Source organism: Novosphingobium sp. HII-3, assembly GCF_002916655.1.
Taxonomy (GTDB): Bacteria; Pseudomonadota; Alphaproteobacteria; order Sphingomonadales; family Sphingomonadaceae; genus Novosphingobium; species Novosphingobium panipatense.
Window position 1 is genome coordinate 53,028 of sequence record NZ_PPSM01000005.1, and the last position, 23,219, is coordinate 76,246.

Consider the following 23,219-nt stretch of genomic DNA (forward strand, 5'->3'; position numbering starts at 1 on the left):
GTCCTCAGGCGGCGATCGGCGCGCCGGCGCGGTTGGTCAGCGCGGCTTCGCTTTCGGCCATGAGGGCGGCGATGATATCCGTGACCGGCTCTTCCTTGCTGACCATGCCGACCGATTGTCCGGCCATGATCGAGCCGCTCTCCACGTCGCCGTCGATGACCGCGCGACGCAGGGCTCCGGCCCAGAAATGCTCGATCTGAAGCTGCGCCTCGCCCATGTCGACCTCACCGGCGTCGAGGCGGCGCGCCACCTCGATCTGCTTGGCGGTGAACTCCTCGGTGCCCTTGTTCTTGAGCGCGCGGACGGGAATCACCGGCAGGCGGGGGTCGACCTGCACCGAGGCGATGGCATCCCGCGCGGAGGCACGGAAGAACGCCTTCTTGAAATCGGGATGCGCGATCGATTCACTGGCGCAGGCAAAGCGGGTGCCGAGTTGCACGCCGGCCGCGCCCATCTCCAGGTAACCTGCCATCGCTTCGCCGCGGCCGATGCCGCCGGCCACGAACACCAGATGATCCGCCGCAAGGCTCGGCAGGATTTCCTGCGCGAGGACGGACGTGGACACGGGGCCGATGTGGCCGCCCGCTTCCATGCCCTCGATCACAAGCGCGTCCGCGCCGGAGCGCAGCAGCTTCTTGCCGAGCGCCAGCGTGGGCGCAAAGCAGATGACCTTGGCACCATGCGCCTTGATCGCCTCGACACTGCCCTTGGGCGGGATACCGCCAGCCAGCACGACATGCGTGACGCCGTGCTTTGCGCAGACATCGATAAGATCGAACAACTGCGGGTGCATGGTGATGAGGTTCACGCCGAAGGGCTTGGACGTCAGCGCCTTGGTGGCGGCGATTTCCGTGTCCAGAAGCGCAGGCGTCATCGCGCCGCAGGCGATCACACCGAAGCCGCCCGCGTTACTGATCGCCGAAACGAGATTGCGTTCGGACACCCACGACATCGCGCCGCACAGGATCGCGGTCTCGCTACCGAGGAATTCGCAGCCACGCGCCATCAGCGCTGAAGTCTTGGTGTTGGCGGTCATTGACGTTCCCATGCCCCGGATTTTTCGACAGCCGTGCGCCATACGGGTCGAAGCGGCCCCAGACAAGCGGCCAGAAAGGGCAGACGTTGGATGAGCCCGCCGGACCATCGCCGCCCGGCTTGACGAGTGACCGTTGGAGCGGCTCGATTGCACGCACTGCACTTGCCTCGACGGCGCCCCCCGGCAAACCTGCGCGGAGGATAAGGCAATGCCGGGAGTTGATGATGAACGCGAAGCAGATCTATGCCGACAGGCTCATGAGTGCGGACGAAGCGGTCCGCCTCGTCAGGAGCGGCAGCGATCTTGCCCTTGGCATGGCGGTGGCGGAGCCCCCCGCCCTCCTTGCAGCTCTCGCCCGCCGTGCAGAGGCAGGCGACGTGCAGGACCTGCGGGTGTGGTACCTGCTTTCGCAGGCGCACGCCGGATCGACCATCCTGCGACGCGACCGGCTTGGGGCCATCCAGCCACGGTGCGTCTTCATGAGCGGGGTGGAACGCGCCCTCGTCGCTGCCGACCCTTCGGCCGAAGCGCTGATCGACTTCGTGCCCTGCGCCTTCAGCGGATCACCCCGCCTCCTGCGCGACGAACTGGCGCTCGACAGCTGCATCCTCACTGTTTCACCCATGGACGAGAACGGATACTTCAGCTTCGGCGTCGCGAACGACTACACCTCCGTTGCCGCTCACTGCGCGCGCACCGTCATTGTCGAGGTCAACCCTGCGATGCCGCGCGTCGCCTGTTCGACGCCGCTTCACATCTCGCAGGTCAGCGCGGTGGTGGAAAACCGGGCAGCACTGCTGTCCTTCGGCGAACAGGGCATGTCGGCCGAGGATGAGACGATCGCCGGCTATATCGCGGAACTGGTGGACGACGGCGCCTGCCTGCAGATGGGCATCGGCAACCTGCCCGCTGCGGTCTGCCGCCTCATCGGCAACCGCGCGGAGCTGGGTATTCATACGGAACTGCTGACCCCCTCGCTGGCCGGGCTGGTGCACTCGGGCGCCGTCACCAACCGGCGCAAGGCGACGCATCCCGGGCGCAGCGTCTTCACCTTCGCCATGGGGGACGAGCCGTTCTACCGCTGGATGGACGGGAACGCGCAGCTCTATTCGCTCCCGGTCGACATCGTGAACGACCCGGCGGAAATCGGCCGCAACGATCATGTCGTATCCGTGAACGCCACCATCCAGGTGGACCTGCAGGGCGCCTGCAACTCGGAGTTCATGGCGGGACGGCAGCATTCCGCCGCAGGCGGCCAGCTCGATTTCGTGCGAGGAGCCAATGCGTCGCGCCATGGGGTGTCAGTGATCGCCTGCCGGTCCACCGCACGCGGCGGCACCGTCAGCCGGATCGTCCCGCGCCTCGACGGACCGGTGACCACGCCGCGCAACGACGTCCACTGGGTCGTCACCGAACACGGCGCGGCGAACCTGCGCGGCAAGTCCCTGCGGGAGCGCGCCGACCTTCTCATCGGCCTTGCCGACCCGAAGTTCCGGGACGAACTGGCGAGAGCGCTCTGAAAACGCGAAAAGGCGGCGCTCGGCGCGCCGCCTTTTCCTGATGTCCCGGCAGGAGCGCTGCGATCAGGCGGCGGCGTCCAGCCCATAGGCGGTGTGCAACACGCGCACGGCCAGTTCGGTCTCGTCCGTGTCGATCAGGACCGAAACCTTGATCTCGCTGGTCGAGATGGCGATGATGTTGATGCCGCGATCGGCAAGCGTCTTGAACATGGTGCTCGCCACGCCCGCGTGGCTGCGCATGCCCACGCCCACGACGCTGATCTTCGCCACTGTACCGTCGGCGATGAGGCGGTAGTAGCCGATCACTTCCTTGCGTTCTTCCAGCAGCGCCTGGGCGCGCACGAGGTCGGCCTGAGGCACGGTGAAGGTGACGTCCGTCTCGCCCTTGTCCTTGGCGACGTTCTGGATGATCATGTCGACGTTGATGTTCGATTCCGCCAGCGGAGCGAAGATCGACGCCACCGCGCCCGGACGGTCAGGCACGCGGGTCAGGGTGACCTTGGCCTCGTTCTTGTCGGCGGCGATGCCGGTGATGAGCTGGCGTTCCATATCGCTTCCTTCAAGTTCTTCGTCGCTGACGATCAGGGTTCCAGGGATGGTGTCGGCGGCAGGCGCGCCCTCGTCGATGAACGAGGAAAGCACCTGCACCCGCACGTTCTCCTTCATGGCGAGGGAGACCGAGCGGGTCTGCAGCACCTTGGAGCCGACCGAGGCCAGCTCGAGCATTTCCTCATACGTCACGAGCGGCAGCTTGCGCGCCTTGGCGACGATGCGCGGGTCAGTGGTGTAGACGCCATCGACGTCGGTGTAGATGTCGCAGCGATCCGCCTTCACCGCCGCCGCCACGGCCACGGCCGAGGTGTCCGAGCCGCCACGGCCAAGCGTGGTCACCCGGCCTTCGGGCGAAACGCCCTGGAAGCCGGGGATGACCGCGATCTCGCCCGCCTGCATGGAAGCGATCAGGGCATCCGCATCGATCTCCTCGATTCGGGCCTTGGCGTGTGCGTCGTCGGTCTTGATCGGCACCTGCCAGCCGAGCCAGGACCGCGCCTTGCAGCCCATCGCCTGCAACGTCAACGCCAGGAGACCGGAGGTCACCTGTTCGCCGGATGCGACGACGACGTCATATTCGGCGGGATCGTAAAGCGCGTTGGCTTCCCGGCAGAAGTTCACCAGGCGATCCGTCTCGCCGGCCATGGCGGAAACGACCACCGCCACTTCATGCCCGGCTTCCTGCTGGCGTTTGACGATGCCCGCCACGCGCCGGATGCGCTCGGTGCCGGCCATGGAAGTGCCGCCGAATTTCATCACGATACGTGCCAAGGCGCCGTTGCTCCCCTGCATAAATACCCGGGCGACATGCGCGGGTGTGGATAAGAGTCGGCGGCGCTGTTAGGGGGGGATCATGGACAATGCAACTGCCTCGATGCCTGCTTCCGGCGCAACAATCGATCCCAAGGAGGCCGCTCACTTCGGCGCCCTGGCCGCAGAGTGGTGGGATCCCGCCGGTTCCTCCGCGATGCTCCACAAGCTCAATCCGGTACGACTGGCCTTCATCCGTGAGGCGATCGACCTGCATTTCAGCCAGGATTCGCGCGCGCTGAAGCCTCTGGCCGGAAAGACCGCGCTCGATGCCGGGTGTGGTGCGGGCCTGCTGTGCGAACCCCTGGCGCGCATGGGCGCAGCCGTGACCGGCGTCGATGCCGCGCCGGAAAACATTGCCGCCGCCCGCGCCCATGCCGACGCGATGGGTCTGCCGATCAGCTACCGGGCGGGGGAGCTGGGAACGCTGGGCCTCGCAAACTTCGATCTCGTCTGTTCGCTGGAGGTGGTCGAGCATGTGACGGACAAGGCCGCCTTCATGAGCCAGCTTGCCGCAGCGCTCGCTCCGGATGGTCTGATGATTCTCTCCTGCCCCAACCGCACCGCCCGCTCGCGCCTGCTTCTGGTGGAGGCAGCCGAGCGGCTCGGCCATGTGCCGCGCGGGACCCATGACTGGACCCAGTTCGTGACGCCGTCGGAACTGCAGGATCTGGCCAGCAGGGCCGGCCTGGAACTCGGCACCCCGCGCGGTATCGCCTGGTCGCCGCTCAAAGGCCTCCACCTCTCCGACGATCTCTCGCTCAACTTCATCGTCACCGCCCGCAAGCGCTGAGACCGGCGGGCGGACGAGACGGACGTACCCACGCGGGAATTCCCTCGCCGCCCGGATGCCGGAACATTCCCTCCCGGAAGAGGGAGAGCAAGATGGAACGGCTGCGCGTCATTCAGTGGACCACCGGCAAGGTCGGCAAGCACGCCCTTCGCGCGATCCTCGACGATCCCCGGCTGGAACTGGTGGGGTGCTTCGCCTGGTCGGATGACAAGAACGGCCAGGATGCCGGGGCACTGTGCGGACGACCGGACACCGGCATCCTTGCCACCAACGATGTCGAAACCCTTCTCGCGCTGGGCGCCGACACCATCCTCTACACGCCGTTCGAAGCCGATCTCGATCAGGCCGTGCGACTGCTGGAGAGCGGCGCCGACGTGGTCTCCACCAACCTGTTCCTCAATGTCGGCGGCATCCGGGGCGAAGTGAAGGAGCGGCTCGAGGCGGCCTGCGCCAGGGGAAATTCCTCGCTGTACATCACCGGCATCAATCCCGGCTGGATCAACTCCGTCACCGCCAGCCTGACTGCGATCTGCCGCGATGTGCGTTCCGTTTCCCTCACCGAATCAGCGGACTGTTCCGTCTACGAATCCGTGGAGACCTGGGGCTTCCTCGGCATCGGAGAGCCGGGGGGCATGACGCCGCAACTGGCGGAACGGGCGCAGGCCTGGCTGATCCTCTTTCGCGACGCTGTCGAACGCATCGGTGCCGCCCTTGACCTGACCTTCGACGACATCGAGTTCTTCTGCGAGTACGCCACCGCTGCGGAGAACGTCGACCTTGGCTGGATGCGGATGGACAAGGGCACCAACGCCGCCCTGCGCGGCGGCTGGCGTGGCAAGGTCGGCGGTCAAACCGTCGTGATCCTGACGGTCGTGTGGTACCTCACCCGCAATCTGGCCGAAGGCTGGGAAATCGACGACGATCAGTATCATCTCGTCGTGCAGGGTGAACCGAGCATCGACACGCGCATGCGCCTGATCCCGGAGCCGCACTGGAAGAACCACGATTGGGACATCATGACCGCCCTGCCCGCCGTCAGCGCCGTGCCGCAGATCAAGGCCTCACCCGCTGGCGTGCTCGGGCTGCTCGACGTCGGGCTGCCGGTGGCACCCGTGGGCGAATGGAACCGCGCGCGGCGCTAGGCGAGCAGAAGGTCTATCGCGCCAAGCGCCATCGTCTCGCGCTCCTGCCAGGAACCGGAAACCCGCACGAACGGTACACCGGCTCGCAGCAGCATCTCTTCGCTGAGCGCGGCGAAACGGCGGCGCTCCATGTCCTCGCCGAAAAAGCGGGTACCATCCTCGCACCAGGGCACATCCGGTTCGAACAGCAGGTAGAGATCGGCCTTCGGATACGAAAGGAGCGTATCGGGAACTTCGCCGAACAGCATCTGCGCCCAGGCGGCCGTCATGAGCTGGTCGGTATCGAGCACGAGCAGCGGCGGCTGCTCGGCCATGGCGCGCCGATTGGCCCGCGCCTGCCCCTCCGCGATGACGAGAAGATCGACCATCGAGAGGTCGGTGCCACGCTCCTCGCAATAGGCGCGGCCGTACTCCGGCACGAAGGGCCAACCGCGCAGCGTCAGCAGGCGCTCGCACAAGACTGACTTGCCCGTGCTTTCCGCGCCGTGCAGGCACACTGTCTTCATCCCGGTTTCCTCGCGGCGGAGATCCATTCCCGCAGACCCTGCACGGACATCAGAAGCATCACCAGATAAAGCCCCGAAGTCGGCCACAGGCCCTTGCTCACATAAACGGCGATGGACGCCACATCGATGAGAATCCACAGCACCCAATTCTCAATACGGCGAAAGGCCAGCAGGATCTGCGCCGCGATGCTGGCGCCTGCGATCGCGGCGTCGGCATAGGGCAGCGACGCGTCGGTGAAGCGGTGCATCACCCATCCCAGGTTCAGCGCCAGCGCTGCGGTCGCCGTTGCCCAGACGAGGCGGCTGAAGTTCCCGAGCCAACGGACCGGCACCTGCGTGTCGCCTCCGCCGGCCCGGACCCACAGCACCCAGCCCCAGGCCTGCGCGGCGAAGAAGAAGCCCTGCAGCCCGGCCTCGGCGTAGAGCTTCGCCTCGAAGAACACGAGGGCGTAAAGCGCGACCATCGCCATGCCGAACGGGTAGTTCCAGACACTGCGGCGTACCAGCAGGGCGATGTTGGCAAGGCCGAGCAGCGCCGCCGCCCATTCGACAAGGTTCATGAAGCCTGCCCCGCGTCAGCCGCCGATCACGCCAGCGCCGCAGCCCATTCCGGCTCCCTGAATCCCACCAGCAGCCCGCCCGGATGCTCCACGAGCGGGCGCTTTATCGTGCTCGGGTGCGCGACCATGATCGCGACGGCCCTGGCGGCATCGAGGTCCTGCTTCTCTTCCTCCGGCAGCTTCCTGAAGGTGGTGCCCGCCCGGTTCAGCAGCGTTTCCCAGCCAACGTCGGCCACCCACGCCTCAAGCCGCGCGGCATCGGCGCCTTCCTTCTTGTAGTCGTGGAAGGTGTAGTCGGCGTCCCGGGCCTCCAGCCACTTGCGGGCCTTCTTCACCGTGTCGCAATTGGGGATGCCGTAGAAGTGAAGGCTCACGATTCTGTGTCTCTCTCGCTGTGATGCACGCGTCGTCTGTTGCACAGGAGGACGGCCTTGACCTGCGCCTCGGCACCGGCCGGTACGCGGCGGTGCCTATGTCACCGCGCTTGGGGTTGCGGAAGACCTCCAGGAACATGGTCGCGCTCATGGACCTTCGCAGTCGCTTCCGCAAGCATGTGGCACGCCGCGCATTCTGGACAATCGGAAGATTGCGCGCCAAGGCGCAGGCATGAGCGTGAACACTTTCGGCCGCCTTCTGCGATTCACCACCTGGGGCGAGAGCCACGGACCGGCGATCGGTGCCGTCGTCGACGGGTGCCCCCCCGGCCTGGCGATTGACGAAAGCGTGATTCAGCCATTCCTTGATGCGCGCCGTCCTGGCCAGTCGAAATTCACGACCCAGCGTCAGGAGCCGGACCAGGTCCGTATCCTCTCCGGCGTCTTCGAAGGGCGCACGACCGGCACGCCGATCAGCCTCATGATCGAGAACGTCGACCAGCGGTCGAAGGACTACTCGGAAGTCGCGGTCGCCTATCGCCCGGGTCACGCCGATTACGCCTACGACGCCAAGTACGGCTTTCGCGACTATCGCGGCGGCGGACGCTCTTCCGCGCGCGAGACCGCAAGCCGGGTGGCTGCGGGCGCAGTGGCGCGCCTCGTCATCCCAGAGGTCAGGATCGTCGCCTACGTGTCCGAGATCGGCGGCGACATGATCGATCCCGGCAAGTTCGACGAGGCGGAGATCGCCAACAACCCCTTCTTCTGCCCCGATGCCGCCGCTGCCGAGCGCTGGGAGAAGATCGTTGACGATGCGCGCAAGTCCGGCTCCTCGGTCGGTGCGGTGGTGGAATGCTACGCCAGCGGCGTCCCCGCCGGCTGGGGAGCGCCGCTCTATGCCAAGCTCGACGCCGACCTTGCAGCGGCGATGATGGGCATCAACGCGGTCAAGGGCGTGGAGATCGGCGACGGGTTCGCCGCCGCGCGCCTTTCGGGCGAGCAGAACGCCGACCCGATGCGCCCTTCCGCCGAGGCTCCTGACGGAGCGCCCGAATTCCTTGCGAACCACGCGGGCGGCATCGCAGGCGGTATTTCCACCGGCCAGCCGGTGACCTGCCGGGTCGCCTTCAAGCCCACCAGCTCGATCCTCACCCCGCAGCAAACCATCACTCGCTCCGGTGAGGCGACCGAGATGTTCACCAAGGGCCGTCACGATCCTTGCGTCGGTATCCGCGGGGTTCCCGTGGTCGAGGCAATGATGGCTCTCGTGCTGGCGGACCACAAGCTGCTTCACAGGGGCCAATGCGGGTGATCGTGCGCATGATCGCCGGGCCGGCGCAACCGTGAGCGCAGCCCTGCGCATCCTGATCGACGCCGACGCCTGTCCGGTGAAGGATGAGGTCTACAAGGTGGCCACGCGGCACAAGGTGCCGGTCGTCGTTGTCAGCAACAGCCCGATCCGCGTCCCTCAGGGCACTCTCGTCACCCGCAAGCTGGTGAGCGATGCTTTCGACGCCGCCGACGACTGGATCGTCGCGAACACCGATACGGGCACCGTGGTCATCACCGCCGACATTCTCCTCGCTGACCGCTGTCTGAAGCTTGGCGCAAGCGTGCTGGCACCCAACGGCAAGCCCTTCACCACCGCCTCGATCGGTGGCGCCATCGCCACACGGGCGATCATGGCCGACCTGCGCGCCAACGGCGACGTCGTTGGCGGTCCCCCGCCCTTCTCGAAGCAGGACCGCTCCCGCTTCCTCTCCTCGCTCGACGAGATGCTGGTGAAGCTCGCCCGCCGCACGAGGTGAACGGCCGAGCCGGGCCGCAACCTCGCGCTGCGCTCCTGCGTCGTTCCTTCAGCGAGAACCCGCAGACGGGGGCATTTCATCGACAGAGCCCATAAGTTGCATCCTGCGTGATCGCCACATCCGATTATGCCAATCGGATCAAGCGGCTACAAATCCACACTCGCAGGGCCTATCTGCGTCACGTCAGTTTTAACCACCCATCTGAGGGAGATTACATCCATGGGTATCGTCGGCAGCACCATCAAGCCGTTCAAGAACACCGCCTTCCAGGCCGGCAAGGACTTCTTCGACGTCACGGAAGCAGACATCGCGGGCAAGTGGGCCGTCTTCTTCTTCTACCCGGCGGACTTCACCTTCGTATGCCCGACCGAGCTGGAAGACCTTGGTGAGCAGTACGAAACGCTTCAGGGCATGGGTGTGGAAGTGTTCGGCGTTTCGACCGACACGCACTTCAGCCACAAGGCATGGCACGACACCTCCGACAAGATCGGCAAGCTGAAGTACGCCTTCCTTGGTGACCAGAACCACAAGCTCACCAACAACTTCGGCGTTCTGCGCGAGGATTCGGGCCTTGCCGATCGCGCCACCTTCGTGGTCGATCCCGACGGCGTGATCCAGCTCGTTGAAATCACCCCTGAGGGCGTGGGCCGCAACGCAGCCGAACTCGTCCGCAAGATCAAGGCCGCCAAGTACTGGCGCGAGCACCCCGGCCAGGTCTGCCCGGCCAAGTGGGAAGAAGGCAGCGAAACCCTCGCTCCCTCGCTCGACCTCGTCGGCAAGCTCTAAGACAGCCGCGACTTTCCGGGTCGCGTGCTGAAGGTGTGCGGCCCGGGGCATCCCTCCCCCGGAGCCGCACCCCTGTGCTCTCCGGTGGAACCCGGACCCCGGGCCACCCCTTTATCCAGAAATGTCAAAGGACCTGAGATTCATGCTCGACGCCAACCTGAAGCAACAGCTCTCGCAATACCTCGGCATGCTGCGCGAGCCGATCGAGCTCGTCGCCTCCCTGGGCGACGATGCGAAATCGGACGAGACCCGCGAGCTGCTGACCACGATCGCCTCGCTCTCTGACAAGGTCACTGCCACGTTCGACGGCGACGACGCGCGCCGCCCCAGCTTCATCATCCGCCGCGCTTCGGACGCAAGCGCCTGGGTGCGCTTTGCGGGCCTGCCGCTCGGCCACGAATTCACCTCGCTGGTGCTCGCTCTCCTCTGGACCGGCGGCCACCCGCCGAAGGTCTCGGACGAGGTGCTGGAGCAGGCGAAGGCGCTCGAAGGCTCGCTGCAGTTCGAGATGTATTTCTCGCTCTCGTGCCACAACTGCCCCGACGTGGTGCAGGCGCTGACGCTGATCGCGCTCAACAACCCGCATGTGGACGTCACTCTGATCGAAGGCGGCACCTTCCAGGCCGAGGTCGAGGAGCGCGGTGTAATGGCTGTGCCGGCGGTCTTCCTGAACGGCCAGATGTGGGGTTCGGGCAAGATGAGCATCGAGGAAATCCTCGGCAAGCTCGACAGCACGGCAGACGCCAAGGCCGCAGCCAAGCTGGCCGAGAAGACGCCGTTCGAAGTGCTCGTCGTCGGCGGCGGTCCTGCTGGCGCGGCAGCGGCGGTCTACACCGCGCGCAAGGGCTTCTCCACCGGCATCGCCGCAGAGCGTTTCGGCGGGCAGGTGCAGGACACGATGGGCATCGAAAACTTCATTTCGGTTCCCTACACCGAAGGCCCCAAGCTCGCCGCCGCGCTGGAAACGCATGTGGGTGAATACGATATCGACGTGATGAACTTGCAGCGTGCGGAAAAGCTGATCCCGGCGAAGGAACTCGGCGGCCTGCACGAGATCGTTTTCGCCAACGGCGCATCGCTCAAGGCGCGCTCGGTCATCCTGACCACGGGTGCCCGCTGGCGCAACCTCGGCGTTCCGGGTGAAGCCGAGTACAAGAACAAGGGCGTGGCCTACTGCCCGCACTGCGACGGCCCGCTGTTCAAGGGCAAGCGCGTGGCGGTGATCGGCGGCGGTAACTCCGGCGTCGAGGCCGCGATCGACCTTGCGAACATCGTCGGTCACGTGACGCTGATCGAATTTGATGCCAAGCTGCGCGCCGATCAGGTTCTGGTCGACAAGCTGCAGTCGATGAAGAACGTCGTCATCATCACCAGCGCCCAGACCACCGAGGTCGAAGGCGATGGCGAGAAGGTCAACGCCTTGGTCTACAAGGACCGCACTTCGGGCGAAGAGCGCAAGATCGAGCTGGAAGGCGTGTTCGTCCAGATCGGCCTGGTGCCCAACACCGAATGGCTGGAGGACAGCGGCGTCGAACTGACCGGCCGCGGCGAGATCGTCATCGATGAGAAAGCCGCGACCAACCTGCCCGGCGTGTTCGCGGCGGGCGACGTGACCACGGTGCCGTACAAGCAGATCATCATCGCCATGGGCGAAGGTTCGAAGGCGGCGCTTTCCGCGTTCGACTACCTGATCCGCAACGAAGCTCCGGCGGAGATCGCGCAGGCCGCCTGAGCCTGCCCAGAACCAGTCCCAACGAGAGGCGGGCGGGAATCTCCAGGATTCCCGCCCGCTTTTTCATGCGCGTCAGGCCAGCCCGTGGATATGCCTGCGCAAGCCCGCCTGCCACAGCCCGATACGAGCAGTTCGGGTGCCCTCGTCCATGTCTGGGATGAAGCGGCGCGAAGCGCTGCCCATCGTCATCGCATCTTCGAGCGTGGCGTGGATACCGGCACCGACGCCAGCCAGCATCGCCGCGCCAAGTGCCGTCGTCTCGGTATCGGCGGGTCGTTCCACCGGCAGCCCCAGCAGGTCGGCAAGATCCTGCGCCATCCAGTCGTTGGCGCTCATTCCGCCATCGATCCGCAAGGAAGTCCAGGCAGCTCCGTCCGCGGCGAAGGCCGCCTGAAGGTCATGGCACTGGTGGGCCATCGACTCCATAGCGGCCCGCACGATATGCGCCCGGGTGCTGCCTTGCGTCAGGCCGGTCACCACGCCCTTGGCGTCGGGCTTCCAGTGGGGAGCGCCCAGCCCCGCCAGCGCCGGAAGGAACAACACCCCGCCGTTGTCAGGCACCGCGCGCGCCAGCGTTTCGCTCTCCCCCGCCGTGCGGATGACACCGAGTTCGTCGCGCAGCCATTTGATCAGGCTACCCGCCGCGAAGATCGAGCCTTCCAGGGCATAAGTCCGCTTGCCCTCGTGCTGACACAGCACGGTGCCGAGCAGGCGGTGCGAGGAGCGCGGCAGTTTCTCCCCCATGTTGGTGAGGATGAAGGCGCCGGTGCCGAAGGTGGCCTTGGTCTCGCCGACCTTGAGGCAATGCTGGCCGATCGTCGCCGCCTGCTGGTCCCCCGCAAGGCCACTGATCGGGATCGGCGCACCCAGAAGGGCCGTGTCGCAGGTGCCGATCACGCCACAGGTATCGACCACCTCGGGCAGCGCGTGCCGGGGCACGCCGAAGAGCGCGAGCAGGTCCTCATCCCAGTCCGCTCCGTCGAGCGCCAGAAGCTGTGTCCGGCTGGCGTTGCTGGCGTCCGTCACGTGAAGCCCGCCGGTCAGCTTCCAGACGAGCCAGCTCTCCACCGTGCCCAGCGCCAGCCGATCGCCAAGCTCTCGCGCCGCCGGCACGTTGTCGAGAATCCAGCGCATCTTGGTGCCGGAGAAATAGGGGTCCACGACAAGGCCGGTGCGCTCCTGCAACATGGCCTCGTGCCCGGCGTCGCGCAGGCGCGTGCAGGCCTCCGCCGTGCGCCGGTCCTGCCAGACGATGGCGCGCGTGATCGGCTCCCCGGTGGTGCGGTCCCAGGCCACGACGGTTTCGCGCTGGTTGGTGATGCCAAGGGCGGCGATGCGCTCCGCGCCGCCCGCCTCGCCAATCACCTTTCGCGCGCAGGACAGCGTCTTTTCCCAGATTTCGGAGGCATCGTGCTCCACCCGGCCGGGTTCGGGATAATACTGCGTCAGTTCGGCCTGCGCGAGGTGGAGAATGGTCCCGTCCACCGCGTAGACGATCGCCCGTGTCGAAGTGGTCCCTTCGTCAAGGACCAGGATATATTCGCCGCTCACTCTTCCCCACCCATGTAGTTCTTCAGCCTCTCCACCTGCATCGCGTCCAGCCGCAGCCCCAGCTTTGTCCGCCGCCACAGCACGTCCTCCGCCGTACGCGCCCATTCGCGAGCGACGAGGTAATCCACTTCGGCAGCCGTAAGACCATGGCCGAAGTTCGCACCCAGCGCCTCCAGGCTGCTCGCCGGACCGAGCCACCCGCGCGCCTTCGTGCCATATGCCCTCGCGATGCGATCGACCGTGCCTTCGTCCAAGAACCGGTAGTCGCGCGCGAGGCCGGCCTTCAGCCCGTCCAGCTCCTTCATCGGGAAGTCGCCGCCGGGCAGCGGGGCTTCGGCGGTCCAGTCGCTTCCCGCGAGCGCGGGCACGAGCGGCTGCAGCTTCTCGACCGCGTCCTTCGCCAGATGGCGGTACGTGGTGATCTTGCCGCCGAAGACGGAAAGGAGCGGTGCGCCACCCTGCGGGTCAAGGTCGAGATCGAAGCTGTATCCGCGTGTAGCGGCCTCGGGCTTGCCGGACCCATCGTCGACCAGGGGCCGAACGCCGGAATACGTCCACACTACATCCGCCGGCGAAATGGCCTTGTCGAAATAGGCGTTGGCCGCTTCGCAAAGGTAGGCGATCTCCTCCTCGCTCGCGTGGACTTCATCGAGCGAACCCTCGTGGTCGCGGTCGGTCGTGCCGATGAGGGTGAAATCCTGCTGGTACGGTATCGCGAAGAAGATGCGGCCGTCGGGAATTTGGAAGAAGTAGGCGTAAGGGTGATCGAACAGGCGGGGCACCACGATGTGCGAGCCGCGGACAAGCCGCATGCGCCGCTGCGTCGCCTCTCCCGCGCGGCCGATCAGGTCGAGCACGGCAGGGCCTGCCGCGTTCACCACGGCCTTGGCGCGAAATTCGCACGTGCGGGTGTGAATGGTCCAGGCGCCGTCCACGCGCTCCAGCCCTTCGACCCCGGTGCGCGTGAGGATGGTTGCGCCCTTGTCCGCCGCGTCCCGCGCGTTGAGGACGACGAGGCGCGCGTCATCGACCCATCCGTCGGAATAGACGAACGCCGGACCGAACCCCGCCTTCAGCGGCCGACCGGCGGGATGCTTGCGCAAGTCGATGCCTTGCGTCGGCGGCAGCGCGCGACGGCCGCCGATATGATCGTAAAGGAACAAACCGAGCCGCAGAAGCCAGCGCGGGCGCAGGCCCTTCACGTGCGGCAGCACGAAGCGCATCGGGTGGATGATGTGCGGTGCGATCTGCCACAGCCGCTCGCGCTCCGTGAGGGCTTCGCGAACGAGGGCGAACTCGTAATGCTCGAGATAACGCAGGCCGCCGTGGATCAGCTTGGTGGAGGCCGAGGATGTGCCGCTCGCCAGGTCGCCCTTCTCCAGCACCAGCACCCTGGCGCCCCGCCCTGCCGCATCGCGCGCGATGCCGCAGCCGTTCACGCCTCCGCCGATGACGGCGATATCGTAGAGGGTTCCACTCATTTTCTGTTCCTTGGGCAAAGTCACAAGATCACCATGCTGAACGCCGTCGCCACCAGCAGCGACGCGAGCGTCGCGGCGACCACGGGCATTGCTGCGCGCCAGCCCATCTGCATGACGAGGTCAAGGCGCGAGCGCATGGCCGTGGCGGTAACCGCCAGCAGCAGCAGCGCCTTCGACAGCGTCAGGTTCAGGTGAACCACGAAAGGCGGAATCGTGACCAGGGAGTTGATCACGACCACGGCCAGAAACAGGGTAATGAACCAGGGCATCGCGAGTTTCCGGATCCAGTGCCGCTGGCCTGCGTCCTCGTCCGTGAAGATGAGGGAGACCACCGCCACCACCGGCGCCAGCAAGGCGACGCGGCTGAGCTTCACGATCGTCGCGTAACTGCCCGCCACGTCCGAATAGGCGTAACCGCCGCCGATGGCCTGCGCCACGTCGTGGATGGAGGCCCCGATCAGAAAGCCGGCCTGCCGATCATCCAGATGCATCATCCCGGCAAGCGGCGGGTAGAACGACATCGCCAGCGCGCTGGCCATCGAAATGACGACGAGGGTTAGCGCGAACTGCGCCTGGCTGACCCGCTTGCCGCCCAGCACCCCGAACAGCGCCAGAGCGGCCGACGCGCCGCAGATCGCCGTCGCGCCGCCCGCCAGGATGCCGATCGCCGTGGAGGCCCCGGTCATCCGCGCCACCAGCAGAGCCGCTCCCATGGCTGCCGCCATCACCATCAGCAGCGCGAGGAAAGGCACCGGCCCGAGCGCGACGATCTGCGCCAGGGTCACTTGCGTGCCCAGCACGACTATGCCCCAGCGAAGGCACGCCTTTGAAGCGAAGTCGAGGCCCGGGTGCGTGCGCGTGTCGCTGGTGACGAAGTTGAGGGAAAGCCCGATCAGCAGTCCCATGAGGATGATAGGCGCGCCGTAGTGTTCGGAAAGCCAGGCCGCGGCGATGCTGGCGATGCCGCAGATGGCGAGCCCCGGCCACAGCTTCTTCCATGTTTCAAGGCGGCTGGGCTTTGCCGCCTGTCCCTGCTCGGCAAGAAACATCTCGCCATAAAGGTCGCCGGCGTGTTGTGCGCTCACTCGTCCCCGTCCTTTCGCCGCATCCTTCTCGACGAAGATGCTTGCCGTATGTCCTGCGCTGTCATACTGACCTCTATGGCGATGCACGCGATGGAGCAAGAGCTTTAGCGAGCAGGCACGGTTGAATTGCCGCTGCTGCAAGGGCCGGATATGGGAGAACGACAATGACCAGCCACCAGACCACGGGCGGACCGGCCGCGCCCCTTACCGAACCGGGCTCGGCCCGCGCGCAGAACGTGCTGATCGCGCTGATCTTCTTCGCGACCGCCCTGAATTACGTCGACCGGCAGGTGCTGGCCCTTCTCAAGCCGATGCTGGAAGCCGAATTCCAGTGGAGCGACCAGCAGTTCGCGCACCTCGGTTCGATCTTCCAGCTGTCCGCCGCCGTATCGCTGCTGGGCGTGGGCTGGTTCGTCGACCGCTTCGGCGTGCGCTTCGCCTATGGGCTTGCCGTCACCGTCTGGAGTCTTGCGGGCATGGCTCATGCGCTGGCGGCGAGCGTGCAGCAGTTCGTGATCGCGCGTGCCGTTCTCGCCACGGCGGAATCGGTGAACACCCCTGCGGCGATGAAGACGGCGGCGATCTACCTGCCGGTGCAGCGGCGTTCCGTTGGCATCGGCATCATCAACACCGCGCCCAACATCGGCGCCATCCTCACCCCGCTGATCATCCCGCCCTTCGCCATCGCCTTCGGCTGGAAGGCCGCCTTCCTGGTGACTGGCGGCCTTGGCCTCGTCTGGCTGGTGCTCTGGAAGCTCAACACCGCGAGGCTGACGCCCGTCGCAGCGCAGACCGGCGGAACGTCCGGCACGGAGAAGGGCGCAAAGGTGGAATGGCGCGCCATCCTGTCCGACCGCCGCAGCTGGACCGTCATCGGCGCGAAGGCATTCACTGACCTCGTCTGGTGGTTCGTCCTGTTTTGGACCCCGGACTTCTTCGCCCGGCAGTTCGACCTCAGCCAGGGCGAACTCGGCTGGCCAATCGCCGTGATCTTCGTCTTGGCGGCGCTGGGCGCGATCAGCAGCGGAGCGCTTTATCCCGCGCTGCTGCTGCGCGGCGTTTCGATGAACGTAGCGCGCAAGGGATCGATGCTGGCCTTCGCGCTGATCGTCCTTGTCATGCCGCTCGCGCTGATAGCCCAGAGCCCGTGGATCGCCGCCGTCTGCATCGGCCTTGGCCTTTTTGCGCACCAGGGGTTCTCGACCAACATCTTCGGCATGGCGACCGAGATCATTCCGGCGCGGCGGATGGCGACCGTCATCGCGCTGGGCGCCGTGGCCGGAAACCTGACCGGGACGGGCATCATCGAGTTCGCCGGCTGGTCACTCCACACCGGCCTCGGCTACGCCCCGCTCTTCGTGATCTGCGGCTCCGCCTACCTCGTTGCGCTGGCCTTCATCCACCTCATGCAGCCCCGGCTTGCCACGGCGGACTGAACGTTCGTTTCTCTCAAGCCCAAAGAAAAAGGGGAGGCGCCGCCTGCGGCCCTCCCCTTTTTCTTGTCCACGCACGCCGATGTGCCCGCTGGCGAATGCGGGATAACGCCTGGGAATTCAGCGGACGGGCTGCGGCCGGCGCTGGGGGCCGCCGGCTTCAGGCGACATGCCGGGTCTTGCCTTTGACGGCTGCGAACGGTCGGAGAGGGGCAGACCTCACGATACTCCCGACACGGCCCTGTGGTGCGCGGGGGTGGCGGGTCGGGCTCGCTCCCCTGCCGCCGGCCCTGGAGGCATACCTCCAGCTTCATCCACGCATCCCTTAACTGCGGCTTTGTCCGGTGTTCCGCAACCGGGCGCCGACCGCGTGCGGGAGAGGAAACGTCAGCTTCACGCGCCCGCCCCGCCGCTTGCCGATCGAGACCGGCAGGATCAGATAACCAAAATGGTACAAAATGTCAAGAAGACAAAGAAAACCCCCGGTGCGGAGGAGGAGGAGCACCGGGGGTTCTTTGCAAGCATTCACCTGAGGCGGGGGGGCCGCCTCAGTTGAAGCGCGCTCGCAAGTTGATACCTGCATAACGGTCCGCGTCGCGCGGGATCATCAGGCGCTGGCCTGCGCTCGTGTTGAGCAGGACGTAACTGTCGTCGAGGATGTTGCGGACCATGAAGGTCAGGCGGTACTTGTCGTCCGGGTCCGACACGCCCACGCTGGCGTTCCAGATGCCGTACGGGTCGATCGGTCCGCTTTCGCCAAGGTCCGAGTACTGCTTGCTGACATGGTGCCAGTCGCTCGACAGGTAGAGCTTCACCGGGCCGAGATCGGCGTCGTAATCGCCGCCGATGGTGTAGCTGAACTTCGGCGCCAGCGGCAGACGGGTTCCGTCACGCGCGTCGGGTGCGTTGGTCAGCGGGTTCGGGTTGAAGCGGCGAACCTTGGCATCGGCATAGGCCGCGTTGGCGCGCAGCGTCAGGCCTTCGGTCGGCGCAACGGTCAGGTCTGCTTCGAAGCCCTTGGAGCGTACGGTGCCCGCGTTGGTCAGGTTGGTGACCACGGCGCCGTTCAGGAGCAAGAAGTTGTTGGCCTGGAAGCCCTTGTAATCGACCAGGAAGGCGGCGGCGTTGAGCTGCACCATGCGGTCGAGGAACTGGCTCTTGAAGCCGACTTCGAAGCTGTCCGACTTCTCAGGATCGATCGGCGTCGAATTGGTCGGCGCGGTGTGGTTGAAGAAGACGTTGAACGCCGGCCCCTTGTAGCCACGCGTGTAGCTGCCGTAGACCATCACGTCCTGCGCGACGTCGTACTGCAACACGGCCTTGCCCGAGAAGTTGTCGGCGCTGGTGCTGCCGCGCGAGGTGTTGGTGCCGTTGCCGCCGCCGGCAATCGAGCCACCCGCGCCAACGCCCGAAAGACCGGCGCCGGTGCCCGGAAGCCCCGTCACCGCGTCCACTGCCGGAGCACGGGTGTGGGTGTAGCTGACGCTGTCATGCGTGAAGCGGCCGCCCAGGGTCAGGCGCAGCGCGTCCGTGAACGCGTACGTCGCCTGCCCGAACACCGCCCAGTTACGGAACGACACGTCGCTGCGCGAAGTCGCGGTCGGGAAGCGGGTCGTGAGAGGGTCCGCAAGGTTGCACGGAGCCGCACCCGTAGCGGGATCGACCGCCGCGGCCGAGCAGGTGATGTCGGCGCGGGTGAAGTCCTGCGTGTTCTTCGAGTACCACAGGAAACCACCGACCTGATAGGTGAGCGGCTGGTTCTGCGGCGATGCCAGCCGGACCTCGGCCGAGACCTGGTCGGTCTTGACGGTGCCGCGGTCATGCAGCTGGTCGGTTCCGGCGAGCTGGCCCGGAAGGGGAGCGAGAGGACGCGGCAGGAAGTCGCCGTCGCGGATCTCGGTGTTGCGCCAGTTGCGGTAGCCGGTGACGATGCTGAAGGTGTGATCCGCGAAGGTATCGATGTCAGCGTTCAGCGTGAAGCTGTACTGCCGGTCGAGCGAGCGGGTGATGAGGTTCTGGTTGACGTCACGCGTGTCCTCGCCACGCGGAACGATGCCCAGTTCGTTGTCGATGGCCGAGCCGCGCGACACGCCGGTCACTTCGGCGCAGCAATCGTCATCGGCCTTGAAGTAATCGGCGATGAACCGCAGGCGGCTGCTGCCGTCATCGTAGTCAAGGACGCCGCGGGCGCCATAATGCTCGTAGCCGTTGACCGTCTTGTCGTAGTAGGTGTTCTTCAGGTTGCCGTCGAACGTGCCGTAGAACCCCGTCAGGCGGCCGGTGACGTTTTCAGCGACAGGCCCCGAAAGGGTGAGACGCGCGCGATATTCATCGTCTGTCGTGCCCGACACATTGGCTTCCGCCTCGAACGTGTCGGTGCCGCCCCTGGAGACGATGTTGACGAGGCCGGCCGACGCGTTCTTGCCGAACAGCGTGCCCTGCGGGCCGCGCAGCACTTCGAGGCGATCGAAGTCGACGAGGTCGAGGAAGGACTGGCCCGAACGGCTGAGAACCACGCCGTCGACAACGGTGGACACACTGGGCTCGGCCGCGATCGAGAAGCTGATCGTGCCCACGCCGCGCATCACGATCGCGCTGTTGGCGCTGGTCGTGCCCTTGCGGAACGTGACGGAGGGAACGATGGAGGTGATGTCTTCCAGGCTCTTGGCGCCAGCGCGTGCAAGCGCTTCACCCGTCACCGCGCTGATGGCGATGGGAACATCCTGAATGTTCTGCTCAACCTTTTGAGCAGTAACGACAATTTCGTCAACCTGCGCCTGTGCGGGCGTAGCCGCCACAAACGCCAGCGCCGATGCCGATAGCCCCAGCGCCGTCTGCCGGAACGTGAATATACCCTGTGCGGAAATCGTCATTCTCCCCTCCTTGCGCAGTCAGCCTAGGTGTTACACCTCAGGTGGTCCTGTCGGTTAAGCTCCTCTTGATTGGCCGCAACATTTCTGTCAAGCGTTGTCACATGAGGACAGCACGGTGGCTTCACCGATGCTGCAAAAGAAACACACTTATGGGATCTGGATCTTGCCGCTGACCTTCACCGTTCGCGACGATGGCTTCGCCTGCTTCCTGGCAGGAACCGAGGTGCTGCGCAGCACATCCGCGCGCCCTGCGGTCGCCGTGGCGCGCGGCGAGCCCAGCGTCGAGATGGTGCGCGGCAACTTCGCCATTTCCGATGCGCCGCGTGATCGGGTCGAGGCTGCGTTTGCCACGGCGGATGGCGATGCGATCGTCCTTTCCGCCCAACGGGGCGGCGCGCCGCTCCTGCGCCTCAGCGCGCAGGGCAACACGCTGCGGATCGAGGCGCTGGAGCCCGGCTTCGACCGCGTATGGATCGACCTCGCGGCGCAGGCGGGCGAACATGTCTGGGGCGGCGGGGAGCAGATGAGCTACCTCGACCTTTCCGGGCGGCGCTTTCCGATCTGGACCAGCGAACCCGGCGTGGGGCGGGACAAGTCAACCGAGTTGACTCGCCTCATGGACGAGCAGGGCATGGCGGGCGGCGACTACTGGTGGACCAACTACCCGCAGCCGACGTTCATCTCCTCGCACCTGTGGGCCTGCCATCTCGATTCCAGCGCCTACTCGGTGCTCGACTTCACGGACGCCAGCCGTCACCGGATCGAGGTCTGGGAAGGCAGTTTCACGCTCGAATTCTTCGCCGCCGCCGATCTGCCTGCGCTGGTGGGTCAGCTCAGCACCCGCTTCGGCCGCCAGCCCGCCCTCCCTGACTGGGCAATCGGCGGTGCGATCGTGGGCCTCAAGGACGGCGAAAACAGCTTCGCCCGCCTCGACGCGATCATGGACGCAGGCGCCGAAGTCTCCGGCCTGTGGTGCGAAGACTGGATCGGCATCCGCCAGACCAGCTTCGGGCGCCGCCTGTTCTGGGACTGGTCCTGGAACGAGGCGCGCTACCCCGCCCTGCCCGCGCGTATCGCCGCCCTTTCCGAAAAGGGCGTGCGCTTCCTCGGCTACGTGAACCCTTATCTGGCGAACGACGGCAAGCAGTACGCCGAAGCCGCCGAGCTGGGATATCTTGCCCTGCGGCAGGACAGCGACGAGGTCTATCTCGTCGACTTCGGCGAGTTCGACTGCGGCGTGGTGGACTTCACCAACCCCGCCGCGATGGACTGGTTCGCCGAGCGCGTGATCGGACGGGAAATGCTGGACTTCGGCCTCTCCGGGTGGATGGCCGACTTCGGCGAATACCTGCCGGTCGACCTGCGCCTGCACGACGGCAGCGATCCGATGCTGATGCATAACCGCTGGCCGGTGCTCTGGGCCGAGGCGAATGCCCGCGCGGTCGCCTCCCGGGGGAAGACCGGCGAGGTCGTGTTCTTCATGCGCGCCGGGTTCTCCGGCGTTCAGGCGCACTGCCCGCTGCTCTGGGCCGGGGACCAGTCGGTCGACTTCACCCGGCATGACGGCATCAACACCGTCATCACCGCCGCCCTTTCGGCCGGGCTCGTCGGCAACGCCTACTCGCACAGCGACGTCGGCGGTTACACCAGCCTGCACGGGAACCTCCGCACCGCCGACCTGATGATGCGCTGGTGCGAGCTGGGCGCGTTTTCGCCGGTCATGCGCAGCCATGAGGGCAATCGCCCGGACAACAACCTCCAACTGGACTCGACCCCGGAATTGCTCGCCCAGTTCGCCGCCATGTCCCGCGTTCACAAGGCGCTGGCACCCTATGTCCGGCACCTGAGCGACGAGGCGGTGGAGACCGGGCTGCCGGTGCAGCGCCCGCTGTTCCTCCACTACTTCGAGGAAGCGCTGTTCGCAGTGCAGGACCAGTACCTCTACGGCCGCGACATGCTCGTCGCTCCGATCGTGGAAGCCGATGCCACGACACGCGAGGTCATCCTCCCCGGCGACCGGCCGTGGCACCATCTGTGGACCGGTGAGACCTTCGCGCCCGGTACGTACAGAATCGCGGCGCCTTATGGTCAGCCGCCCGTTTTCTATTTGCCTGACAGCAACTTCGCTCCACTCTTCGCCTCCCTGAAGGAGAGGATATGAGCGAACGATCGAACATCAAGGACGTCTCGGCGCTGGCCGGGGTATCGATCAAGACCGTCAGCCGGGTGCTGAACGGCCACCGCTACGTCAGCGCGGACACGCGTGAGCGGGTGGAGAAGGCGATGCAGGACCTGGGGTTCCGGCCCAGCGTCGCGGCGCGCATCCTGGCGGGCACCAAGTCCGGCCAGATCGCGCTCATTTACGACAACCACAGCCCCTATTACATGAACCAGGTGCAGATGGGCTGCTGGGAGGCCTGCCAGCAAGCCGGATCGCGCCTCATCGCGCAGCCGGTCGACGTTGCGGATCCTCTCGTGGGAGATCAGGTACGAGGCCTCGTCACTGAGACGCACGTCGATGGTATCGTGCTGTCCTCGCCGGTGACGGACTGCGTTCCGGTGCTGAAGGCGCTGGAAGGCATGGACATCCCCTTCGTGCGCATATCCCCCGGCACGAACCACGCGATGACCTCCTCCGTGTTCATGGACGACGCGCAGGCCGCCGATGACATGACCAGCTTCCTGATCGCGAAGGGGCACCGCCACATCGGCTTCGTGAAGGGCCATTCCAACCACATGGCCTCCGAGGAACGCCTGTTCGGCTATCGCCGCGCGCTTGACCGCGCGGGCCTGTCCTTCGAACCGGCGCTGGTCCAGCCCGGCGAATTCGACTTCGACAGCGGCGTGGCGGCCGCTCATGCGCTTCTTGCCGGTGGACGCCGCCCGACGGCCATCTTCGCCAGCAACGACGACATGGCCGCCGGTGTCCTTTCGGTGGCGCACGACCTGGGCCTCATCGTTCCCGACGATCTTTCCGTCGTCGGCTTCGACGATACCATGGTGGCGCGGATGGTCTGGCCCCAGCTCACCACGATCCGCCAACCCACGCGAGAGCTGGCGCACGAGGCGACCAAGCTTCTCCTCGGCGGTTCGCAACTCACGCACCGCCGTCTGCCGCACGACCTTGTCGAGCGCGCATCCGTCGCATCCATCAATCCCGATCTTCTTCCCTGACAG

General features: G+C 66.0%; 19 protein-coding genes. 10 read left to right on the forward strand and 9 right to left on the reverse strand.

Annotation, left to right across the window (positions count from 1 at the left end):
* Nucleotides 1-4: 4 nt before the first annotated feature.
* Nucleotides 5-1,036: a nitronate monooxygenase family protein gene (locus C2R25_RS00980; protein ID WP_103727439.1), complete on the reverse strand. Its 1,032-nt coding sequence runs from the start codon at nt 1,034-1,036 to the stop codon at nt 5-7.
* 224 nt (nt 1,037-1,260) lie between these two features.
* Here C2R25_RS00980 and C2R25_RS00985 point away from each other — a divergent pair, with 224 nt between their 5' ends.
* Entirely contained in the window at nt 1,261-2,556 is a 1,296-nt protein-coding gene (locus C2R25_RS00985) for an acetyl-CoA hydrolase/transferase family protein (protein WP_283405703.1), read from the forward strand.
* Nucleotides 2,557-2,619: 63 nt separating this feature from the next.
* Here C2R25_RS00985 and C2R25_RS00990 read toward each other — a convergent pair whose 3' ends face one another.
* Nucleotides 2,620-3,864, reverse strand: coding sequence for an aspartate kinase (locus C2R25_RS00990; RefSeq protein WP_199183731.1), 1,245 nt, complete (start codon nt 3,862-3,864; stop codon nt 2,620-2,622).
* A 97-nt stretch (nt 3,865-3,961) separates the two neighbouring features.
* On the opposite strand from C2R25_RS00990, the gene ubiG reads away from it, so the two are divergent.
* Nucleotides 3,962-4,711, forward strand: a complete 750-nt coding sequence (ubiG, locus tag C2R25_RS00995) for a bifunctional 2-polyprenyl-6-hydroxyphenol methylase/3-demethylubiquinol 3-O-methyltransferase UbiG (RefSeq protein WP_103727442.1) — start codon at nt 3,962-3,964, stop codon at nt 4,709-4,711.
* A 92-nt stretch (nt 4,712-4,803) separates the two neighbouring features.
* Entirely contained in the window at nt 4,804-5,853 is a 1,050-nt protein-coding gene (locus C2R25_RS01000) for a hypothetical protein (protein WP_103727443.1), read from the forward strand.
* Here C2R25_RS01000 and C2R25_RS01005 read toward each other — a convergent pair.
* Genes C2R25_RS01005 through C2R25_RS01015 form a run of 3 tightly spaced genes read right to left on the reverse strand, consistent with a single transcriptional unit; the run spans nt 5,850 to nt 7,293 of the window.
* Nucleotides 5,850-6,359, reverse strand: coding sequence for an AAA family ATPase (locus tag C2R25_RS01005; protein ID WP_103727444.1), 510 nt, complete (start codon nt 6,357-6,359; stop codon nt 5,850-5,852). The genes C2R25_RS01000 and C2R25_RS01005 overlap by 4 nt on opposite strands.
* Nucleotides 6,356-6,919, reverse strand: a complete 564-nt coding sequence (gene pnuC / locus C2R25_RS01010) for a nicotinamide riboside transporter PnuC (protein WP_103727445.1) — start codon at nt 6,917-6,919, stop codon at nt 6,356-6,358. The genes C2R25_RS01005 and pnuC overlap by 4 nt, the downstream gene beginning before the upstream one ends.
* Before the next feature lie 26 nt (nt 6,920-6,945).
* Nucleotides 6,946-7,293: an ArsC family reductase gene (locus tag C2R25_RS01015; protein WP_103727446.1), complete on the reverse strand. Its 348-nt coding sequence runs from the start codon at nt 7,291-7,293 to the stop codon at nt 6,946-6,948.
* Nucleotides 7,294-7,525: 232 nt separating this feature from the next.
* Between C2R25_RS01015 and aroC the strand changes: the two genes are divergently transcribed.
* From aroC to ahpF, 4 genes are all read left to right on the forward strand, one after another.
* Nucleotides 7,526-8,605: a chorismate synthase gene (gene aroC / locus C2R25_RS01025; RefSeq protein WP_103727448.1), complete on the forward strand. Its 1,080-nt coding sequence runs from the start codon at nt 7,526-7,528 to the stop codon at nt 8,603-8,605.
* A gap of 43 nt (nt 8,606-8,648) precedes the next feature.
* Nucleotides 8,649-9,101 (forward strand): YaiI/YqxD family protein, encoded by a 453-nt coding sequence (locus C2R25_RS01030; RefSeq protein WP_103727472.1) that lies wholly within the window; start codon nt 8,649-8,651, stop codon nt 9,099-9,101.
* 219 nt (nt 9,102-9,320) lie between these two features.
* On the forward strand, nt 9,321-9,887 hold the full coding sequence (ahpC, locus tag C2R25_RS01035) for an alkyl hydroperoxide reductase subunit C (RefSeq protein WP_103727449.1): 567 nt from the start codon (nt 9,321-9,323) through the stop codon (nt 9,885-9,887).
* 142 nt (nt 9,888-10,029) lie between these two features.
* On the forward strand, nt 10,030-11,619 hold the full coding sequence (ahpF, locus tag C2R25_RS01040) for an alkyl hydroperoxide reductase subunit F (protein ID WP_103727473.1): 1,590 nt from the start codon (nt 10,030-10,032) through the stop codon (nt 11,617-11,619).
* A gap of 72 nt (nt 11,620-11,691) precedes the next feature.
* Here ahpF and glpK read toward each other — a convergent pair whose 3' ends face one another.
* The 3 genes from glpK to C2R25_RS01055 are packed head-to-tail and all read right to left on the reverse strand — an operon-like array spanning nt 11,692 to nt 15,736.
* The gene (glpK, locus tag C2R25_RS01045; protein ID WP_103727450.1) at nt 11,692-13,170 is read right to left on the reverse strand and encodes a glycerol kinase GlpK; all 1,479 of its coding nucleotides are present in this window, start codon (nt 13,168-13,170) and stop codon (nt 11,692-11,694) included.
* Nucleotides 13,167-14,651: a glycerol-3-phosphate dehydrogenase gene (locus C2R25_RS01050; RefSeq protein ID WP_103727451.1), complete on the reverse strand. Its 1,485-nt coding sequence runs from the start codon at nt 14,649-14,651 to the stop codon at nt 13,167-13,169. The genes glpK and C2R25_RS01050 overlap by 4 nt, the downstream gene beginning before the upstream one ends.
* Nucleotides 14,652-14,671: 20 nt before the next feature.
* Entirely contained in the window at nt 14,672-15,736 is a 1,065-nt protein-coding gene (locus tag C2R25_RS01055) for a YeiH family protein (RefSeq protein WP_103727452.1), read from the reverse strand.
* 164 nt (nt 15,737-15,900) lie between these two features.
* Between C2R25_RS01055 and C2R25_RS01060 the strand changes: the two genes are divergently transcribed.
* Nucleotides 15,901-17,172 carry an MFS transporter gene (locus C2R25_RS01060; RefSeq protein ID WP_103727453.1) on the forward strand — a complete coding sequence of 424 codons (1,272 nt, stop codon included), beginning with the start codon at nt 15,901-15,903 and terminating at the stop codon, nt 17,170-17,172.
* A gap of 545 nt (nt 17,173-17,717) precedes the next feature.
* Here the strand turns inward: C2R25_RS01060 and C2R25_RS01070 are convergent.
* The gene (locus C2R25_RS01070; RefSeq protein WP_103727455.1) at nt 17,718-20,042 is read right to left on the reverse strand and encodes a TonB-dependent receptor; all 2,325 of its coding nucleotides are present in this window, start codon (nt 20,040-20,042) and stop codon (nt 17,718-17,720) included.
* Nucleotides 20,043-20,169: 127 nt separating this feature from the next.
* On the opposite strand from C2R25_RS01070, the gene C2R25_RS01075 reads away from it, so the two are divergent.
* Together C2R25_RS01075 and C2R25_RS01080 are read left to right on the forward strand one after the other, a co-directional pair.
* Nucleotides 20,170-22,203, forward strand: a complete 2,034-nt coding sequence (locus C2R25_RS01075) for an alpha-glucosidase (RefSeq protein WP_103727456.1) — start codon at nt 20,170-20,172, stop codon at nt 22,201-22,203.
* Nucleotides 22,200-23,216, forward strand: a complete 1,017-nt coding sequence (locus tag C2R25_RS01080) for a LacI family DNA-binding transcriptional regulator (RefSeq protein WP_103727457.1) — start codon at nt 22,200-22,202, stop codon at nt 23,214-23,216. Before C2R25_RS01075 ends, C2R25_RS01080 begins: the two co-directional genes overlap by 4 nt.
* The last annotated feature ends 3 nt before the right edge of the window (nt 23,217-23,219 follow it).

Bases quoted from the DNA above. Each gene is read 5' to 3' on its own strand.
- ubiG (WP_103727442.1), top strand. From the start codon at position 3,962: ATGGACAATGCAACTGCCTCGATGCCTGCTTCCGGCGCAACAATCGAT.
- C2R25_RS00980 (WP_103727439.1), bottom strand. From the start codon at position 1,036: ATGACCGCCAACACCAAGACTTCAGCGCTGATGGCGCGTGGCTGCGAA.
- C2R25_RS01080 (WP_103727457.1), top strand. From the start codon at position 22,200: ATGAGCGAACGATCGAACATCAAGGACGTCTCGGCGCTGGCCGGGGTA.
- ahpC (WP_103727449.1), top strand. From the start codon at position 9,321: ATGGGTATCGTCGGCAGCACCATCAAGCCGTTCAAGAACACCGCCTTC.
- C2R25_RS01005 (WP_103727444.1), bottom strand. From the start codon at position 6,359: ATGAAGACAGTGTGCCTGCACGGCGCGGAAAGCACGGGCAAGTCAGTC.
- ahpF (WP_103727473.1), top strand. From the start codon at position 10,030: ATGCTCGACGCCAACCTGAAGCAACAGCTCTCGCAATACCTCGGCATG.
- pnuC (WP_103727445.1), bottom strand. From the start codon at position 6,919: ATGAACCTTGTCGAATGGGCGGCGGCGCTGCTCGGCCTTGCCAACATC.
- C2R25_RS00990 (WP_199183731.1), bottom strand. From the start codon at position 3,864: ATGAAATTCGGCGGCACTTCCATGGCCGGCACCGAGCGCATCCGGCGC.
- C2R25_RS01075 (WP_103727456.1), top strand. From the start codon at position 20,170: ATGCTGCAAAAGAAACACACTTATGGGATCTGGATCTTGCCGCTGACC.
- C2R25_RS01050 (WP_103727451.1), bottom strand. From the start codon at position 14,651: ATGAGTGGAACCCTCTACGATATCGCCGTCATCGGCGGAGGCGTGAAC.
- C2R25_RS01070 (WP_103727455.1), bottom strand. From the start codon at position 20,042: ATGACGATTTCCGCACAGGGTATATTCACGTTCCGGCAGACGGCGCTG.
- C2R25_RS00985 (WP_283405703.1), top strand. From the start codon at position 1,261: ATGAACGCGAAGCAGATCTATGCCGACAGGCTCATGAGTGCGGACGAA.
- aroC (WP_103727448.1), top strand. From the start codon at position 7,526: ATGAGCGTGAACACTTTCGGCCGCCTTCTGCGATTCACCACCTGGGGC.
- C2R25_RS01000 (WP_103727443.1), top strand. From the start codon at position 4,804: ATGGAACGGCTGCGCGTCATTCAGTGGACCACCGGCAAGGTCGGCAAG.
- C2R25_RS01060 (WP_103727453.1), top strand. From the start codon at position 15,901: ATGACCAGCCACCAGACCACGGGCGGACCGGCCGCGCCCCTTACCGAA.